This window comes from Bacillus sp. Root131 (genome assembly GCF_001429475.1).
GTDB lineage: Bacteria > Bacillota > Bacilli > Bacillales > Bacillaceae_G > Bacillus_A > Bacillus_A thuringiensis_S.
This window is the reverse complement of record NZ_LMJQ01000001.1, coordinates 1,059,088-1,080,863: the sequence shown is the minus strand read 5'-3', so window position 1 is coordinate 1,080,863 and position 21,776 is coordinate 1,059,088. Positions and strand designations below refer to the sequence as shown.

Sequence of the window (21,776 nt, the reverse complement as noted above, 5' to 3'; positions counted from 1 at the left end):
ATTTGAAACTAAGTTACTAAGTTGCTTAAACAAATGACTTTCAATATTCTTTGGTATTTTCACAGCTTGAATTTGTATAATAAATCACTTCCTTTTTTAAAGAATTACTTCATATATGAACGTTACGGAAATTCAAATTAACTTTATTCTATTGCATATACAATAGAATAGGTGCATATTTACATATCAATGAAAATATGCACCTTTCCTCAGTAATATCATCAGGCATTCGCTTCTATTACAAAGATTTCATAGTATTTACATCATACTATGGGTAACTCATAAAGATTTCTATGTCTCTACCAATTACTTTTTACATTATCCCCTTAAAAAGTAATGCTCTTAATATATTCATTATTCCCTACACTTGATATGCAGGTATTGGTCTCCCCTTTTCGTTCATTGCATTGCATCTTTTATACTCTCTACTTTTCCGTTAATAAAATGGATTTCTCTTTTATTCCTTCAAATTCATTTAGTAGATACATAGCTATTTTTTCAACTGCAGGTGAATCCACTATTTCTTCATGTGATCCAGGGACTGAATACCTATTTACTCTACCTTTTAATAAAGGTCCCCAATCTGTAAACAACTCTTTTCCTTCCTCAGCACTAAAGTAGAGAACTTCTCCAGAGTATGGTATTAAATCATGCTCTGCCATTATGTTCAGGCATTTCCTATGCGCATTGATAACTTGCTTCAAATTGATAAGATCTGCATCAGGCGTGAGTACTCCTTCCATAATTAATTGCTCCACAAGCATATCTTGTTTATGGACAAGGTCTCCTTCCTGCTCAGTAAGATCTCTAGGAATGAAATGCTCATATATATATGAGAGCATATCCTCACTTGTTTTATGATCCTGCTTTGAAGGTACTTTAGTATCCATGAGTACCAACAACTCAACTTCCTCACCTTGATTCTTTAATACAGTTGCGATTTCATAAGCAATCGCACCGCCTAAAGACCATCCTCCAAGACGATATGGACCTTCTGGCTGAACACGTTTTATTTCTTCCATGTAAAGTTGAATTACTTCCGGCAAAGTTAACTCGTCAATTTCTTTCTTTTCTATAAGAGGATTCTGTAAACCATAAAATGAACAACGGCTCTTAAGCAATCTTGCTAGTTGAATGTAACAGAATACATTCCCCATAAACGGATGAACGCAGAAGAAAGGTCTTTTCTCTGATTCTTGTAGTGGAACTAGCGCTGCTACTGATTTCGTCATATCATGCTTATCACGAATAAGGCATGCGATTCCTTCCACTGTTGGATTCTTAATCAATGTAGACACCTTAATCTCTTTTCCAAACTTCTCCCTAATTTTTGAAACTAATTTAATTACAAGGAGAGAGTGTCCTCCTCTATTAAAGAAATCATCATTTACATAGACATCTTCTATCTGTAACACATCCTGCCAGATTTTAATCAACTGATATTCAATTTCATCCCTTGGAATGATTGGTGTAGAAAAGTTATTTTCTCTTAAAATAGTTAAATTGTTCAATGCCTTTCGATCAACTTTTCCATTCGTTGTAAGAGGAATCTCGTCTACCTTAATAAAGTGTGCGGGAACCATATAATTCGGTACTTGTGTCTTGAGATATTCACGCCAATCATGCATACTACCATCTCCAACTACATAAGCAACCAATCTCTGCTCTCCTAATTTATCCTCTGTTACCAAAACTACTGCTTCTTTTACCAATGGATGCCTCTCTAGATTCGCTTCAATCTCTTCAAGTTCAATACGAAAGCCCCTAATTTTTACTTGATTATCAATTCTTCTCAAGTAATCTAAATTACCATCAGGTAAATAACGAACCAAATCTCCCGTACGATATAAACGCTCTTCTTCATTAAATGGATGACGGATGAATCTCTCTGCTGTTAATTCTGGGCGATTCAAGTATCCTCTCGCTATACCTGCACCCCCAATATATAGCTCACCTGTTACACCAACTGGAACAGGTAACAAATTTTTATCTAATACATAAGTTTGAACGTTCGGCAACGGACGGCCAATTGTTACTCTCTTACTATCTTTTTTGATATGATAGCATGTTGCATCAACCGTACATTCTGTAGGACCGTATACGTTATAAAAATCAATTTTTTCTGTCTCTACTAGCTGTTCCCATAATGACGGCATAATTGCTTCACCACCGACTAATATCTTACTTGGTACATGAACATCAGCACTTATTTCTAGCAATCCTCCATCTATAAGTAATTGAAGTAATGAAGGTGTCATATCAAACATTTCCAATTTATTCTCCCTAATATAGGACACAAATTGTTCCGGATTAGTGCGAACTTCACTTGGGATAATATATAAACTTGAACCATAAAGCAACATTTGTAATTGCTGAATAGATACATCAAAGGCAATTGACGCATTCAAACCGACGCGCATATTATTAGGTATTTCATGTGAGAAAACTTCTTTTTGTAAACCATAGGATAGGTTTATTACACAATTGTGCTGTACTAAAGCCCCCTTTGGATTCCCTGTCGAACCAGAAGTATAGATAACATACGCTAAATTTTCCCCTGTTACCTCACATATTGGTGAAAGTTTGCTTTCTTGAGAAAGCATTGCTTGGTTCCTATCTAGGCAAACTGTCTTGATGTCTTTAGGTATCCAGCCTAGTAATACTTCATTTGTAACTAACACTTTAATTCCTGTGTCTTCTAAAATATATTGTAGGCGGCTTTCCGGATTCGATGGATCTAATGGAACATAGGCTGCTCCAGCCTTCCAAATTCCCATGAGACCAACAACCATCTCAACTGAACGCTCAAAGCAAAGGCCAACTAATGACTCTGTCCCAATTCCACATTTCTGTAAATGATGTGCTAATTGATTAGCTCTTTCATTCAGCTCTCGATATGTTAGTTGCTGTTTTTCATCTACCACTGCCAACGCGTCAGGCGTACGATTTACTTGCTCTTCGAATAGTTGATGAATTACATTTTGACGTGGATAGGATATAGTATTATTATTCCATTCTTCCAATAGCTTTCTTTGTTCAGCTTCCGTAATATATACTAGCTCCGATAGATTTTGATCAATGTTTTTGAGCATTTGCATTAACACTTGGTGTAAATGACCCAGCATTCGTTCAATGGTTACTCTATTAAACTTACTACGGTCATACATTAACTTTAACGATAACTGGATTCCTGGAACTACAGCTAACCCTAATGGGTAGTGGGTTTGTTCTACCCCTTCCAATTCACCAATTTCCAGATTTTCTGAAGACTCCTCTTTCACTGGATAATTTTCAAACACATATAAACTATTGAACAGCGGTATTCCTCTAGGAACTTCACTCCACCCCTGAATCTCTGTCAAAGAAGCATACTCATATTGTCTTCTTTCTATCTCTTCCTCTTGTATCTTCTGCAACCAATCTATTAATTTTATATCATCCATCAATTGAATTCGCGTCGGTGACGTTGTAATGAAAGGACCTACGATGTTTTCAACATCAATAATCTCCGTAGAACGCCCTGAGCTTGTTACACCAAAAACAATGTCATTTTCTCCACTATATCGGCTCATGAGATATGCCCATGCACCTTGAATTACTGTACTCAAATTAAGTTTATTGCGTTTCGCCCATCCTTGTAACGCTTGAGTCTGCTCTTCTGATAAATACGTAACCTTCTCTGTGTAACCTTTTTCTTCCTCTTTACTTTCTAAGCCCAGTAAAGTTGGTGCAGTAAAACCTTTTAGCTTCTCTCTCCAGAATTGTTCCGCCTGCTCCTTATCTTGTTCTCTGAGCCATTGGATATATTTCTTATATGGTGAGGACTTAGGTAACTTCACAGCTTCTCCATTCATTCTCTTTTGATAGACTGTAAGTAATTCATTAAATACTAATGGTAAACTCCATCCATCCAGTAAAATATGGTGATGGGTCCAAACAATCCGATATTCTTCCTCACCTTCTTGAATGACTGTTACCCGCATCAATGGTGCTTCATCAAATTGGAAGGCTTGTTTTCGATCTAATTCCAAAAAGACTTTTCTTTTTTCCTCTATCTCTTCACTCGTCATTGTACGCCAGTCTTCTTTGTTCACTTTAAATGGGATATTTTCATACACCACTTGTACAGGTTCTTCAATTTCGTCCCATACAAATGCTGTACGAAAAATTTCATGCCGCTGAATTACAGATTTCCACGCCTGCTCAAATGTAGGAATATTCATTTTCCCTCGAATCATAAAACTCAATTGCACTATATACGGTGCAACATATTCATCCCCTTGGTCATGCAATGTGTGGAAAATCATACCTTCTTGCAAAGGTGATAGTGGATATAAATCAGTAATCTGATTGTTCTTTCCGCGATGCATTTTGTTTAGTACATTTGTCAAACCTTCTTGGCTAAGATTAGCCATTGCAAAATCCGAAATGGTCAGTGCAGATTCTCTATCTGAAAATTGGATCAATGTACTCATTTGATATAGCATATTCTGTGCAATACTTTGAATCGTTGATTTGGCAAATTGTCCAACATTGTATACCCAAGTGAATTGAAGTTTTCCATCCGTTACAACCCCAATTACATCAATTACATGCGATCGCTTGGAACCGGCAGCATGATCTAAACGCTTAAATTCGTTCTCTGGAATAAACATTGCATCGCTAGAAAACAATTGGTCAAATTGTCCAAGATAGTTAAAACTAATAGACGGTGTATATTGGAAGCTTAATTGCTCACACATTGTTGCGTTCATGTAACGCAACACCCCATAATCAACACCCTTATTAGGAATTTTGCGAACTTGTTCTTTAACTGCTTTTAATGCTGCAATTGGCGTATTAGCATTAGTAATATTTAAATGAACTGGGTAAATACTTGTAAACCATCCCACGGTTCTCGATAAATCAACATCTTCAATAATCTCTTCTCGACCATGTCCCTCTAAATCTACGCTTAATATCGGCCGCCCCGTACATGCTGCTGTAGCTTGTACCAATGCTGCTAATAATACTTCATTGATTTGGACACGGTGAGTGCTTAAAGTCTCTTGCAATAACATACGGGTCTCATTCTCGTTTAACACCACAGTAATTTCCTCAGTTACTGCGCTTACTGGATTACTTATAGTACCATCTACTGGCAGTATAACTACGTCTTGTTCAGCCTGCTGCTCCCAGTAATGTAGCACTTCTTTTGATATTCCAGTTTCAGCGTAATGTTGTAATTTCTCCGACCATTCTTTAAAAGATGTACTCTTCATAGGTAATTGAATTTTTTGTCCTTGGACTGCTTGCGTATACGCTGTTTGCAAATCTTCCAATAAAATTCGCCAAGAAACACCATCCACGGCTAAGTGATGAATTGTCCAAAATAATCGGCCAGTCTTCTCATCTTCATCAAAATACACCATTCTCATTAAAGGACCATCATGTAAATTCAATCTTTCTTGTGCAACATTAATCTCTTTTTGAATAACTTCATGCCAATCCGCTTCCGGCACTTCGTCTAATGAAATGACAGTCAGCATCAATTGTTCTTTAATTCCTTCATTCCACTGTTCCCAAGTCCCATTAGGTAAACGTTCATATCTTAAACGCAGGGCATCATGATGAAGTAGAAGGCTACGCGCTGCCTTTTCCAGTGATCCTATGTCCAATTTTTCTTTCGTTCTAAAGAACATGGATTGATTCCAATGATGTGGATTAGGATGATTTTGTGCAAAAAACCTTTGCTGAATAGGTGTAAGTATCGTCTCTCCAGTTATAATTCCTTGTTCAGCTTGTACACCTTGTTCTTCTTTGACTACTTGCGCCAACTCAGCAATCGTTTGGTGTTCAAATAGTTGTTTTGGTGTCAACTGTAAACCAGCTTGCTTTGCACGAGAGACAATCTGAATGCTAAGAATTGAATCTCCACCAATTTCAAAAAAGTTATCATAAATACCAATACGTTTTGAACCTAGCACACGTTCCCAAATGATAGAAAGCTTATGTTCACGTTCATTTCTTGGGGCCGCGTAGCCTTCTTGTGTTCCTTGATAATCTGGTATAGGTAACGATTTCCGATCAACCTTTCCATTTATGGTTAGCGGTAATTCTTTCATTTCGACAAAGTAGGAAGGTATCATATGGATTGGCAGTTTTGTTTTAAGATACTCTCGCCATTCTTCTAAACTACCTTCGCCCACTACATAAGCTACTAATCTCTTATCTCCCGACTGATTTTCCCTAACTATTACAACTACCTCTTTTACCAAGTCATGCTCTTGTAAAGTCGACTCAATCTCCCCAAGTTCGATTCGAAATCCTCTAATCTTCACTTGATTATCCATTCTTCCTAAGTAGTCTATATTACCATCTGGAAGATATCTCACAAGATCGCCTGTTCTATATAACCTCTCGCCTTCTTTGAATGGATGAGAAATAAATCGTTCGGATGTTAACTCTGGACGATTCAAGTACCCCCTTGCTAGACCTGCTCCTCCGATATAAAGTTCCCCCATCACACCAACTGGAACTGGTAACCTATTTCTATCTAATACATAAGTTTGGACGTTAGGCAATGGACGCCCAATTGTTACTCTCTTACTATCTTTTTTGATATGATAGCATGTTGCATCAACCGTACATTCTGTAGGACCATATACATTATAAAACTGTATTTTATCAGTCTCTACTAGCTGTTCCCATAATGACGGCATAATTGCTTCACCACCAACCAGTACCTTACTTGGAACATGAATGCCATCGCACGTTTCTAACAATCCGACATCTATAAGTAATTGAAGCAATGAAGGTGTTATATCAAAGATTTCTAACTTGTTCTCCCTAATATAAGCTACAAACTGCTCCGGATCACTTCGTACTTCATTTGGAATAATATACAAACTTGAACCATAAAGCAGCATTTGTAATTGCTGGATAGATGCATCAAAGGCAATTGACGCATTTAAACCGACATGCATGTTAGATGGTATCTCATGTTCGAAAACCTCTTTTTGTAAACCATGTGACAAGTTTAGTACAGAATGATGCTGTATCAAGACACCCTTTGGATTCCCCGTTGATCCTGAAGTATAGATAACATACGCTAAGGTTTCTCCTGTTACTTCACATTTTGGTGAAAGAATGCTTTCTTGTGAAATCATTGCTTGATCCCTATCTAGACAAACTATCTTCATTTCTTTAGGTATCCAGTCTTCCAATGACTCGTTCGTAACTAATACTTGAATTCCAGTGTCCTCCAAAATATATCGTAGGCGACTTTCTGGATATGATGGGTCTAATGGAACATAGGCTGCTCCAGCCTTCCAAATCCCCATAATACTAACAACCATCTCAACTGAACGCTCAAAGTAAAGTCCAACCAATGATTCATTCCCAATTCCGCATTGCTGAAGATAGTGGGCCAATTGATTAGCTTTTTCATTCAGCTCTCGATACGTTAACTGCTGTTTTTCATCTACCACTGCTACCGCATCAGGTGTACGATTTACTTGCTCTTCAAACAGCTGATGAATCGTACTTTCCTGTAGATATGCTACAGCATCATTATTCCACTCTTCCAACTGTTTTTGCTGTAATCCTGATAATATAGGCAACTTAGCTAATGATTTATCAGGATTCTCCACGATTACATTCAACCAGTTCCCAAAATGTTCAGCCATGGATTCAATAGTTAAGCTGTCAAATAAATCAGTTCTATAAACAAAAGTAAGTAATAAACCCTCTTCCACTTCTGCAGCAGTTAAACTTAAATCAAACTTAGCGATAGGGGAATTACTTTCCATTACTTCTATATTTCTTCCATGTAGTTCTGGTAGCTTCTGTCCCGTATTTTGCAAAGTAAACATGGTTTGGAAAATCGGAGAATGGCTTGTATTTCGTTCAGGTTGGATAACCTCTACAATTTTCTCAAACGGAACATCTTGATACTCATACGCCTTCAATGCTTTTATCCGTACTTGAGACAACAACTCTTGAAATGCCGGTGCATTACTTAAATCAGCTCGATAAACCAATGTATTGACAAAGAAACCAATCAGTCCTTCAATTTCTCGATAATTTCGATTTGCAATTGGGCTACCAACAATAATATCCGTTTGTCCCGTATAACGAGCAAGGAAACTTTGATACGCTGCCAATAAGGTCATGAAAAGTGTGGCCCCTTCTTGACGACTTAGTTCGTTTAATTTATCCAGTAATGAGCACGATAACAAAACATTATGAGTTAATCCATGGTGGGTTTGCACTGGCGGACGCGGACGATCCATTGGCAACATTAAGACTGGTAACTCACCGGATAATTCTTCCTTCCAATACGCAAGTTGTTGATATAGTAATTCATCTTTCAACCATTCTCTTTGCCACTGAGCAAAATCGGCATATTGAACTGGTAGTGGTTCCAGCTCTGCTTGTTTTTCACCAATCGCATTCTCATAAAATGCCATCCATTCTTGAAGTAAGATTTCCATCGACCATCCATCTGAGATAATATGATGCATATTACACAGAAGAATCCATTCTTCTTCTGAAATTCTTATGAGTTTCCCACGGAACAATGGCCCTTGTTCTAAATCAAATGGAGATTCGACTTCAGTTTGAATCCATTGCTCCAACTTTCTTTCTCGCTCCTCTAATGAAAGCTTAGTTAAGTCCATTTGCAGAAGCGGACGGAAAACGTACGGTTGAATCTGCTGGATAGGATGGCCATTCTCTTCATAAAATACAGTCCGCAAAGATTCATGACGCTCTATCAACTGATTCCATCCCAACTCCAATGCCTCAGGTAACCAATTCCCTGTAAGACGGCATGCCATTGGCATATTATAAAGTGCACTATTAGGTGCAAATTGATCAATAAACCATAAGCGCTGTTGGGCATAAGACAGTGGAATATTTCCCCCTCGTTCTATCGGCATCAATGGTGGAATTTCTCGTTTTTCGCTCCCCTTACGTAACTGATCTATTCGTTTCGATAATGCCTCGACCGTTGAATATTCGAACAGTTCACGTACTGGCAATTTGATTTGAAAGACCTCCTGTAAGCGTGAGACCACTTGTGTAGCAAGTAGAGAGTGACCACCGAGCTCAAAGAAAGAATCCTGAACATCAATGTCTCTTATTCCTAGCACTTGACTCCACACTGAAGCAATAAGTTCTTCCAGCGGAGTTCTTGGGTATACAGTATTTTCAGCGGATTGTTCACTAAGTATAGGCAATGCCTTCAAATCAAGTTTTCCATTCGGTGTAAGTGGTAAAAATTCCATCTCAATAAAGTTTGTTGGAACCATGTAATTAGGTAAATGTGTTTGTAGATGTTCTCGCCATTCATGGACACTTCCTTCACCAACTACATAAGCTACTAATCTCTTATCACCTTGATTATCCTCTCGCACCAATACAACAGCTTCTTTCACAGAAGAATGCGCCTGCAAAACAGCTTCTATTTCTCCCAATTCAATCCGGAAACCACGAATTTTCACTTGGTCATCTATACGTCCATGGAACTGGAGATTACCATCAGAAAGATAACTTGCTTTGTCTCCTGTATAATAGAGACGTTCTCCTGACTTGAAAGGATGTGGAATAAATTTTTCCTTTGTAAGATCCGGACGATTAGCATATCCACGTGCAAGACTCTTCCCTCCAATATAGAGATCTCCAATTACACCAATTGGTACTAGCTGAAGATGAGAATCTAACACATAAACTTCTGTATTCGCAATCGGTCGACCAATCGATGGCGTACCTGTTGTCACTCCTACAGGTACATAACAATCTGTGGTAACAACGGTATTTTCCGATGGACCATACTGATTAATTACCGCAAAAGGAATATCGTTAGATGGATACTGTGTTAATTGATCCCCACCAGTAATGATAAAACGAAGATCCGTTTTATCTGGCCAAGATAATTTCAAGAGTCTTTCCAGAATAGGCGTAGGTGCAAAACTAGCTGTTATTCGTGAATCAATGAGCCAGTCCCTTAGTGCTTCTGGATTAATTCTCAGTTCCTCTGTTGACAAGTAGAGTGCTGCACCAGCAGTTAGATACGGCCAAATCTCCTGGACAGCCGAATCAAAAGCAACCCCTGCAATCTGAGTCGCACGATCCTCTGCTGAAATACGATAAACTTCTTGATGCCAAGAAACCATATTCATTAATGAGCGATATTCAACCATAACACCCTTCGGTTTTCCTGTAGAACCAGAGGTATAGACAATATAGGCTAAGTTCTCTGGATTTATTTGACGTGTAGGTGCAATTACGCTTTCCACCGTTAATTCTTCTAACCTCACCATTTCGACGTGTGCGAAATGTCCTTCTTGTACTTCCGCCGTCACTACAAATTGAATTCCTGCATCTTCAATCATGTATTCTAACCTTGATTTTGGATACAACGGGTCTAAAACAACATAAGCTCCACCAGCTTTTAAAATGCCTAGTAAACTTGCCATTAGCTCTGCTGACCTCGGAAGATAAACTCCCACCACTGACTCTGGGGCTACTCCCTTTCGCTGTAAAACATTTGCCAACTGATTTGCTTGTATATCCAGTTCACCATAAGTCCACTGTTTTGTTTGATCAACTATCGCAATCGCATCAGGACGCATTGCTACTTGCTCCTCAAATCTTTCGCAAATAAGACCCTGATGGGACATTTCCATTACAGTTTCATTCCATGTTTCTAATAACAAATTACGCTCGGGTTCCGATAGCATGCTCAGGTCATGCAACGGATTTTGTGGGCGATGAGAAACTTCATATAGCCATTTCTCAAAGTGTCCTGCCATCCGTTCAATAGTAGTAGCATTGAATAAATCCTTATTGTATTCAAAAGTAAAAAGTAATCCCTCTTCTGTCTCAACTGCCATCACACTTAAATCAAACTTTGCAATTGGACTATGGCTTTCTATCATTTCAATACTTCTACTAGATAACACCGGAAACTCTTGTTTCATATTTTGCAAGATGAACATAGTCTGGAAGATTGGCGAATGACTTGTACTTCGCTCCGGTTGCACAACTTCTACAATTTTTTCAAATGGGATATCTTGATATTCATACGCCTTCAATGCCTTTTGACGAACCTGATACAGTACATCTTGAAATGTCGGTCCACCACTCAAATTAGTTCGATAAACCAGCGTGTTAACGAAGAAACCAATTAGTCCTTCAATTTCTCTATAATTCCGATTCGCAATTGGGCTTCCGACCAAAATATCTTCTTGTCCCGTATAACGAGATAGAAAACTTTGATACGCAGCCAACAGCGTCATGAAGAGTGTAGCCCCTTCTTTTCGGCTAAGTTCATTCAATTTATCATGTAGCGTGCTTGGCAAAACTAGAGTGTATGTCGACCCGTGATGAGTTTGTATTGCAGGACGCGGGCGATCCATAGGAAGTTGGAGTACAGGAAGCTCCCCAGACAATTCTTCCCTCCAATATTGAAGTTGTTGATCAAGCACTTCCTCCTTCAGCCATCCTTTTTGCCACTGAGCAAAGTCGGCATATTGAACCGGTAATGGTTCAAGTTCCGCCACCTTTCCATCCGTTGCTTTCTCATAAAATGCCATCCATTCTTCAAGTAGGATTCCCATTGACCATCCATCTGAAATGATATGATGTAAAGTACAAAGGAGTATCCATTCTTCCTCTCCCACGTGCAAAATACTCGTCCTGATTAATGGACCCTCTGTTAAATCAAATGGCACTTCTGTTTCTTGTTGAATGAAACGTTTAACCTCTTCTTCTCGGTCTTCAGAAGAAAGCATAGTTAAATCCGTTTTCGGAATTGATTGAAAAGCATACGATTTAATTTGCTGTACGGGTTGACCATTCACTTCTTGAAAGACCGTCCGCAGTGATTCATGACGTTCTATTAGTTGATTCCATCCCGTTTCCAATGCTTCAAGTAGCCAATTCCCTGTAAGACGGCATACCATTGGCATATTGTAAAGGGCACTATTAGGTGTAAATTGATCAATAAACCATAAACGTTGTTGGGCATAAGATAGTGGAATAGCTTCTCCTCGCTCCATCGGTATTAGTGGCGGAATCTCTCGTTTTTTATCTCCTTTACGTAGCTGTTCTAATCGCTTTGCCAGTGACTCCACCGTTGTATATTCAAATAGTTCACGTACTGGTAATTCGATTTGAAAAATTTCCTGTAAACGTGACACTACTTGAGTAGCTAGTAGTGAATGACCACCGATTTCAAAAAAGGAATCCTGCACACTAATATTTTTTATTCCTAACACTTGGCTCCAAACGGAAACAATGAGCTCCTCCACTGGTGTTCGTGATGAAGTAATATCTTCACTTATGAACTGTTCTTCTAATTCCAATAATGCTTTCCGATTCACTTTACCATTTGGAGTGAGTGGCATACCTTCAATTTGGAAAAAGTATGCCGGAACCATATAATGTGGTAATTGCTTCTTGAGATATTCACGCCACTCTCCAGTATCCCCTTCACCCACTACATAAGCTACTAACTGCTTATCTCCTGGTCGATCTTCCTTCACCAACACGACTGCCTCTTTTACAGATGAGTGATCATGTAAAGCTGCTTCAATTTCTCCCAATTCAATTCGGAATCCTCTAATTTTGACTTGGTTATCTATTCTTCCAATATATTCTAAGTTACGATCATTCATATATCTCACCAAGTCACCCGTTCGATATAATCGTTCCCCGTCCTTAAAAGGATGCGGAATAAAACGTTCAGTAGTTAAATCCGGTCGATTGAAGTAGCCACGTGCCAATCCTACTCCTCCAAGGTAAAGTTCCCCTGCCACACCAATCGGGACCACTTGTTGATATTGATCTAACACATACAACTCTGTATTATCAATCGGACGACCAATCGGAATAAGCATTGCCTCTTTTTCTAAATCACAATCGTAATAAGTCACATCCACAGTCGCTTCAGTAGGACCATACAAGTTCATTAACTTTGTTTGCTGAACATTGTAAAAGATCCCCTTAAACCGGCGAACCTGCTCAGTGTTTAACGCTTCTCCACTAGTAAAAACTTGAATTAAAGACGATACATCCCTTTTCGAATTATATAGTTCCATATAATCTAAAAAAGTAGATAACATCGACGGAACAAAGTGCATGGTGGACACACGATATCGTTCAATATACTCCTCAATCACCGCAGGATCTTTCTCTCCTCCTGGTGGAAGTAAACAAACACGTGCTCCTACAAATGACCACCAAAATAATTCCCAGACAGAAACATCAAATGAAAACGGTGTCTTTTGTAGGATTGTATCGTCCTCGGACAATGGGTATTTTTTCTGCATCCACTGTAGACGGTTGATAACGGAATGATGTTCAATCATTACCCCCTTTGGATTTCCCGTCGAACCCGAAGTGTATATAATATAGGCTAAGTTATTTGCTGTTACTCCACTCACCGGAGCTAAATTACTCTCTTTAGAAATCATTACTTGATCCCGGTCTAAACAAATTGCTCGAATATCTTTAGGTAACCAGTCCTGTAGTGCCTCTTTTGTTAACAGCACTTGAATTTGTGAATTCTCCAAAATGTATCTCAGGCGGTTTTCGGGATAACTTGGGTCCAGTGGGACATAAGCCCCACCTGCTTTCAAAATCCCAAAGAGACCAATAATCATATCAGGAGAACGTTCAATACATATACCGACTAATGATTCAGGTCCGATACCTCGTTTTTGTAGAAAATGTGCCAATTGATTCGATTTTTCATTCAGTTCTTGATACGTTAGCTTTCCACCCTCATAAACTACCGCCACTGCATTAGGTGTCCGTGCAACTTGCTGCTCAAATAGCTCATGAATCATACAATCATGACCATAAACTACGTCCGTATCATTCCATTCTTCTAGGAGTTGTTTTTGCTCAGTATCCGATAACATTGACAGCTTTGTATATGATTCATCTGGATGATACGTGATTTCATTTAGCCAGTTCTCAAAATGTCCTGCCATACGTGCAATGGTACTACTATCAAATAAATCCGTGTTGTATTCAAATGAGACGAATAGACCTTCTTCCACTTCATAGGCAGTTAAGCTCAAATCAAATTTAGCAATAGACATATTACTTTCTACCATTTCAATACTTCTATCAGGCAAATCTAGTCGTTCTTGTTTTATATTTTGTAGCGTAAACATGGTCTGAAATATAGGGGAATGACTCGTGCTTCGTTCAGGTTGCACAGCTTCTACCACTTTTTCAAATGGTATATCTTGATATTCGTAAGCTTTTAACGCCTTTTTCTTTGTTTGGTTCAAAATCTCTCGAAAAGTAGGGATGCCACTCAAATCTGATCGGTAAACCAACGTATTAACAAAGAAACCAATTAATCCTTCTACTCCCTTATGGTTCCGATTTGCAATCGGACTACCAACTAGAATATCTTTTTGTCCCGTATAACGAGCAAGAAAGCTCTGGTATGCGGCCATTAAAGTCATAAATAAAGTAGATCCTTCTTGTCGACTTATATCCTTCAATTGACTAAGCAATTTATAAGGAAAAATTACGTGATGCGTAGCCCCAGAGTAAGTCTGCTTAACCGGTCGAGGTCGATCCACTGGCAGTTGTAAAATAGGAAGCTCACCAGATAATTCTTCTTGCCAATACGTAAGCTGACGATTTAGCACATCACCTTGCAACCACTCCTTTTGCCACTTCGCAAAGTCTGCATATTGAATGGATAATGAACTTAATTTAGCAGGATTTCCGCCCGTTTCTTCTTCATAGAAAGCAAGTAATTCATTCATGAATATACCAATGGACCAAGCATCAGAAATAATATGATGCATCGTACACAGTAATAACCATTCATCCTTCTCTAATTGAACAAGCTGATTACGAACTAAAGGACCATTCATTAAATTAAATGGTTCTTGCGCTTCTCTCGCAATTAAACTATCTACCTCTTTTTCTTTTACTTCTAGAGGAAGTTGAGAGTAATCTCTTACAGGTAATGCTCTAGGAAGGAATTCGACAATTTGTTGCACAGGTTGTTCTCCTACTTCTTTAAAAACAGTTCGTAATGATTCATGGCGTTCAATGAGTCGATTGAATCCCTTTTCTAATGCTTCAGGTATCCAATTTCCTTTTAGATGCCATACCGTTGGAATATTATATAAAGAACTATTTGGATTAAATCTGTCCATAAACCACAAACGTTGTTGTGCATAAGACAACGGGAGAGCTTCTTTATTCTCCTTTTTTTGCATTTGCTTCTGAAGCCATGCTCTCTTCTCAGGAGAAAGTGAACTCAGCTTTGCAAGTAAATCACTTCTCATTTTTTTACCCCTTCCTCAATCAAATTACTCTCGAATATCCCTTGTGCTTCTTCCTCTGATAGCTCTTCTAATTGCTTAAGTAGTTCCAGTAATTCTTCATCATTACTCACTTCTGCTTCCTTTTGAATATAGTCTTGAAGACTTACATTCTCCTTACTACCATTCTGCATTTCTTGATTTTTGTTATCGAGCAATTGATCAATCTGTTCTGCCAATTGCTCCACCGTATGAAACATAAATAAATCATGCAATGGTATGTCGATTGCAAAAGCCTCTTTAAGATTAGAAACAGCTTGCGTAGCAAGTAATGAATGGCCACCAATTTCAAAAAACGAATCCTGAATTCCGATGTTTTCCATACCTAAAACTTCATGCCATATCGAAACGATTGTTTTTTCCGTAGACGTACGAGGAGCAATATAACCACTTGCTATCTCCTGTTTCTCTGGTGCTGGTAAAGCCTTCCTATCAATTTTCCCATTAGGAGTGAGTGGAAATGCATTTAATCCAACAAAATAGGCTGGGATCATATAATTTGGTAGTTGATCCTTGAGATAATCACGCCACTTTTGAGCATCTCCGTCTCCTACAACATAGGCAATCAAACGTGGGTCGCCAGGATAATCTTCCCGCACCATCACAATAGCTTCGTTAACTAGTGTATGCCTTTGTAATATCGCTTCAATTTCTCCTAGTTCAATCCGGAACCCACGAATTTTCACCTGATGATCGATTCGCCCAACATACTCCAAATTTCCATCCGGCAAATACCTTACTAAATCTCCAGTCCGGTATATTCGCTCTCCTTCTTTAAACGGATGCGGTATAAAACGATTTTTCGTTAAGTCAGGGCGCTTTAAATATCCACGTGCTAATCCTGATCCACCAATGTACAACTCACCAACTACACCAATTGGAACCATTTTTTGTTCAGCACTTAGTACATATACTTCTGTATTGAATATTGGTTTACCAATCGGTGGGACCCTATGCATGACACCCTTTTCTAATTCCATATACGTGGAATACGTAGTATCTTCGGACGGTCCATATAGGTTGTACACCTTTTCAATCGTATTTCTCTCGTATAAATCTTGAACAAGCGAATATGGCAATGGTTCTCCAGCCAAATTCATCACCTTTACCGAAGAAGGTATTGTTTTTGCTCGAACCAGTTCCTTTGCTGCCGATGGCACAGTATTAACCAAAGTCACACCTTTGGAAGACAACTTCTCTAGATGTAGAGCATTTTCAGTGACAATCACCTTACCACCCATCGTTAAGGGAACAAATACTTCAAAAACGGATAAATCAAAAGATAGCGAAGTTGAAGCTAACACTCCCGCTAATTCCTTTCGGGAATACGTGTGGTGCGCCCAATGAATCATTGTTACTGTATTCCTGTGCTCAATCATTACTCCCTTTGGATTTCCAGTGGAACCTGAAGTATAGATAATATAGGCTAAGTTATCGCCCGTCACTTCACTCGTACATACCGTAGTTACTTCTTGTTCTATTTCTGCTCGATTACGATCAATACAAATCACGTTGACGAATTTAGGTATAACCATTTTTTGTTGTAACTTTTCCTGCGTCACCAGTACCTTTATTTGAGCATCTTCTAAAATGTACTGCAGTCGACTTTCCGGATACGCTGGATCAATTGGGACATATGCTCCTCCCGCCTTCATAATTCCTAAAAGACCGACAATCATCTCGGATGAACGTGTAACGCAAACCCCAACTAATGATTCGCATGTTACACCATTTTTTTGTAAATAATGTGCCAACTGATGCGAGCGTTCGTCCAACTCTCGATATGTTAGTTCTTCATCTTCGCACACTACTGCAATTGCTTCTGGTGTTTTTTTCACCTGTTCTTCAAACATTGTATGAATCGTACTTTCTTCCATATCTATAACACGCGATTTATTCCATTCCTCTAGTAGTTGCTTATATTCTACTTTCGATAACATATTCAGTTCTGATAGTACACATTTTGGATGAGAGACAATTTGATTTAACCAATGTTTAAAATGACTTGCCATACGTTCAATGGTTGTATCATTAAACAAATCAGTATTATATTCAAAGGTTAGTGATAATCCTTCTTCCGTCTCAGAAGCAAATAAACTCAAATCAAATTTGGCAACAGAAGCATGGCTTTCCATGAGTTCCATTTGTCTTTCAGATAGCTGAAGAAACTCTTGTTTCGTATTCTGTAAAGTAAACATAGTTTGGAATATTGGTGAATGACTTGTATTCCGTTCAGGTTTTACGGATTCTACCACTTTCTCAAATGGGATGTCCTGATACTCGTATGCTTTTAGCGCTTTTTTTCTTACCTGCGACAAAAGTTCTTGGAACGTCGGATTTTCACTGAAATCAGCTCGATAAACCAACGTGTTTGCAAAGAATCCTATTAATCCCTCAATCTCTTTCACATTTCGATTAGCGATTGGGCTTCCAACTATAATGTCGTCCTGTCCTGTATAACGAGAAAGGAAGCTTTGATACGCTGCCATCAATGTCATAAATAAAGTGCATCCTTCTTGCAGACTTAAATCTTTGAGCTTTTCCTGTAGGGAATTCGCCACTATTAAGGACTGACTTGCACCACGATGGGTTTGAACTGCAGGTCGAGGACGATCCATCGGTAATTGTAAAACCGGTAGTTCCCCAGATAATTCTTCCTTCCAATATTGAAGGTGCTGATTCAAATTCTCCTCTTTTTGCCATTCCTTCTGCCACATGACAAAATCTGCATATTGGATAGATAACTCCTTCAATTCCACTGGTTTTCCGGTTAGTGCTCCTTCATAAAAAGCCATCCATTCTTCAAGTAAGATTCCCATTGACCATCCATCTGAAATAATATGATGCATCGTACAAATGAGAACCCATTCTTCCCTGTCCACTTTCAATATTCGTGTTCGAATCAGAGGACCTTGTCCCAAATGAAATGGTTCCTCCGCCTCGTTTTGAATAAGGCGTTTCATTTCTCTTTCCCTATCTTCCAAAGAAAGATCTGTTAGATTCGTTTGAGGAATATGTCTGAACACATGAGATTGAACCTGTTGAAAAGGTTCATCCTCTTGTTCTAGAATTGTCGTCCTTAATGATTCATGACGCTCCAACAATTGATTCCATCCGACCTCCAATGCTTCAATTGACCATTTACCTGTTAAGCGACACGCTGCATGAATATTGTACATCGCACTATTTGGCATTAATTGATCAATAAACCATAGACGTTTCTGCGCATAGGAAAGTGGGATAACTTCTTCTCGTTTCATAGGTACAAGAGGAGCAACCTCTCGTTCTTTATCTTCTTTTCGTAACTGATCCACTCGTTTCGCCAATGCTTCCACTGTATCGTGCTTGAAAAGTTCACGTAATGGAATTTTAATTTGGAACAGTTCTTGTAACCGAGAGACGATTTGAGTAGCAAGTAGTGAGTGCCCACCACGTTCAAAGAAGGAATCCTGAATACTAATATTTTCTATCCCTAACACTTGACCCCAAACCGAGGCAATAAGCTCTTCCGATGGCGTCCGAGGTAGAACATTTAAATCTCCAATAGCTTGCTCATCAGGTATTGGCAAGGCCTTTCGGTCAATTTTCCCATTCGGAGTAAGCGGGAAGTGTTCTAACTCTACAAAGTGCGCTGGAATCATATGATTCGGTAATTGTTTTTGTAAATACTCTCTCCACTCCTCGGTATTTTCATCGCTTATTACATATGCAACCAATCGTTGATCACCTGGACGATCTTCTCTAACTAATACGACAGCCTCTTTAATAAACGAACATTTTTCTAAAGTGGCTTCAATTTCTCCTAATTCAATCCTAAAACCACGCATTTTGACTTGATGGTCCATTCTACCTATAAATTCTATATTTCCATCAGTTAGATATCTTACTGAATCTCCTGTTCGATATAGTCGTTCCCCCAATTGGAATGGATGCGAAACGAATTTTTCAGCAGTAAGATTCGGACGATTTAAGTATCCACGTGCTAAACCAGCACCACCAATATATAACTCACCCTCAATTCCTATTGATTGCAAGCGTTGATTTTGGTCTAATACATATAATTGCGTGTTCTGTATTGGCTGCCCAATAGAAACAAATTCTTGATTAGGCTGAATATCAAATGCATTCACATAAATAGTGGCTTCAGTTGGTCCATAAAAGTTGGTTAATTTCACTTGTCCACTATAATTCCATTTCTGTTGAAATCGTCTAACTAACCCTGAACTTAGTTCTTCTCCACCAGAAAATACATGGCGTACGGACGAACAATTCATGTTCAATTCAATACGATTGAAGTGATCTAAGAAAACAGATAACATTGAAGGTACAAATTGAACTATAGTAACCTGATGTTGTTTAATCACTTCAGCTATAATAGAAGGATCTTTTTCTCCACCTGGAGGTAGGAAAGATACACTGGCACCAACGTGAATGCCCCAAAACAATTCCCAAACAGAGACATCAAATGAGAATGGCGTTTTCTGCAAGACCACATCCTTTTCAGAAAGCGGATATTTATGTTGCATCCATTCTAGATAATTAATTACTGAATGATGCTCAATCATTACTCCCTTTGGATTCCCTGTAGATCCTGAAGTATACATAACATACGCTAAATTTTCTCCTGTTACACCACTTATACATGGGGTTGATTCTTCTTTTTCAATTGCAGTGTAATCTTTATTCATACAAATCGTTTCTATATTTTCAGATACAAACAAATTTTTAGAATTCTCTTCCGTCACTAGTACTTCGATTCCAGCATCCTCTAATATATATCGAAGCCGACTCTCTGGATAAGTAGGGTCAAGTGGAACATACGCTGCTCCTGATTTTAGAATACCTAATAACGCTATCATCATTTGTAATGAACGTTCCATATATACTCCAACTAGAGACTCTGGGCCTACACCATGCTTTTGTAAATAATGAGCTAGCTGATTTGCACGCTTCTCCAACTCTTTATAGGTAATTTGTTCATTTTCGTAACTAGCCGCGATTGCTTCCGGTGTTTTTTTAACTTGCTCCTCAAACATCGTATGAATCATGCCTTCAGCCGAATAATTAACTTGAGTATGATTCCATTCCTCTAGTAACTGTATCTGTTCTTCTTCTGTTAAATGAGTAATTTCAAATAGTTTTGAATCTAGGCTCTTCGTCATCTGAATTAATATTTGCAATAAGTGATTCTGAATCAGATTTATTGTTTCTTCATTAAAATAGCTTCGATCATACATCAACTTTAAAGTAATTTTCTTACCGGGCATTACAATGAGTGTTAAAGGATAATTTGTTTGTTCCGTGCTTGTAACATCTAGTAATCTTAAATCATCATTTCTCTCACCTTGAATTGGATAATTTTCAAACACATACAAGGTATGAAATAAGGAGCTATTTCGCGGAACCTCACTCCAGCCTTGAATATCTATCAACGAATTATACTCATACTGTCTTCGTTCCATTTCTTTCATTTGTATTTTACGAAGCCAATCTACTACTGATGTATTATCCGTTAATCGAATTCTGGTAGGTAATGTGTTAATAAATAGCCCCACCATATTCTCTGCTCCCATTAAATCAGTAGGACGCCCAGCGCTAGTTACGCCAAATACGACGTCACTGTCACCGCTATACCTACTCATCAAATAAGCCCATGCACCTTGTACTAACGTATTCAACGTTAATCGACTATTTCGTACCCACTCTTGTAAACTCTCAGTAAGTTCCTCAGATACTTGATAAGCACATTCTCCATAACCCTTCTCTTGTCCTTGTTCCTTTCTTTCCATTGCTAATGGAGTAGGTGCATAGAACCCTTTTAATTCTTCTTTCCAAAATTCCTCTGCTTGACTTTGATCTTGTTTATTTATCCATTGAATATATTTTTTATAAGGAAGAGGTTTAGGAAGATTCAACAATTCTCCCTTTATCATCTTGAGATAAACTTCCATCACTTCACTAAAGACCAATGACACACTCCATCCATCTAGCAAAATATGATGATGTGTCCAAATAATTCTCGTTTCCTCTTTTGCCTCTTTAATCGCAGTGACTCTCATCAATGGTGCTTCATCCAATAAAAATCCTTTTCTACGATCTACATTCAAAAACTGTTGTAATTTCTTCGCCCTTTCATCATGTGGATAGGTGCTCCAATCCTCTTGATGAATAGTAAAAGGAAGACGTTGGTAAACCACTTGTAGTGGTTTTTCTACTTCCTCCCACACAAATACTGAACGTAAAACCTCATGTCGTTGAATAACATATTCCCAGGCCTTTTCAAAAGTAGCAATATCCAATTGCCCCCCGAGCAAGAAGCCTACTTGTACAATATAGGAAAATGAATGTTCATCATCTTGATCGTATAAAGTATGAAACAGTATTCCTTTTTGCAAAGGTGATAAACCATATATATCAATAACGTCTCCCATT

Annotated in this window: 2 protein-coding genes; both read right to left on the bottom strand. The window is 38.5% G+C overall.

Annotated features, from left to right (window positions below; genetic code table 11):
• Positions 1-425: 425 nt before the first annotated feature.
• Positions 426-15,308: a non-ribosomal peptide synthetase gene (locus ASE54_RS05360; RefSeq protein WP_014895246.1), complete on the bottom strand. Its 14,883-nt coding sequence runs from the start codon at positions 15,306-15,308 to the stop codon at positions 426-428.
• Positions 15,305-21,775 carry a non-ribosomal peptide synthetase gene (locus ASE54_RS05355; protein WP_000503021.1) on the bottom strand — a complete coding sequence of 2,157 codons (6,471 nt, stop codon included), beginning with the start codon at positions 21,773-21,775 and terminating at the stop codon, positions 15,305-15,307. Before ASE54_RS05355 ends, ASE54_RS05360 begins: the two co-directional genes overlap by 4 nt.
• Position 21,776: the final 1 nt, after the last annotated feature.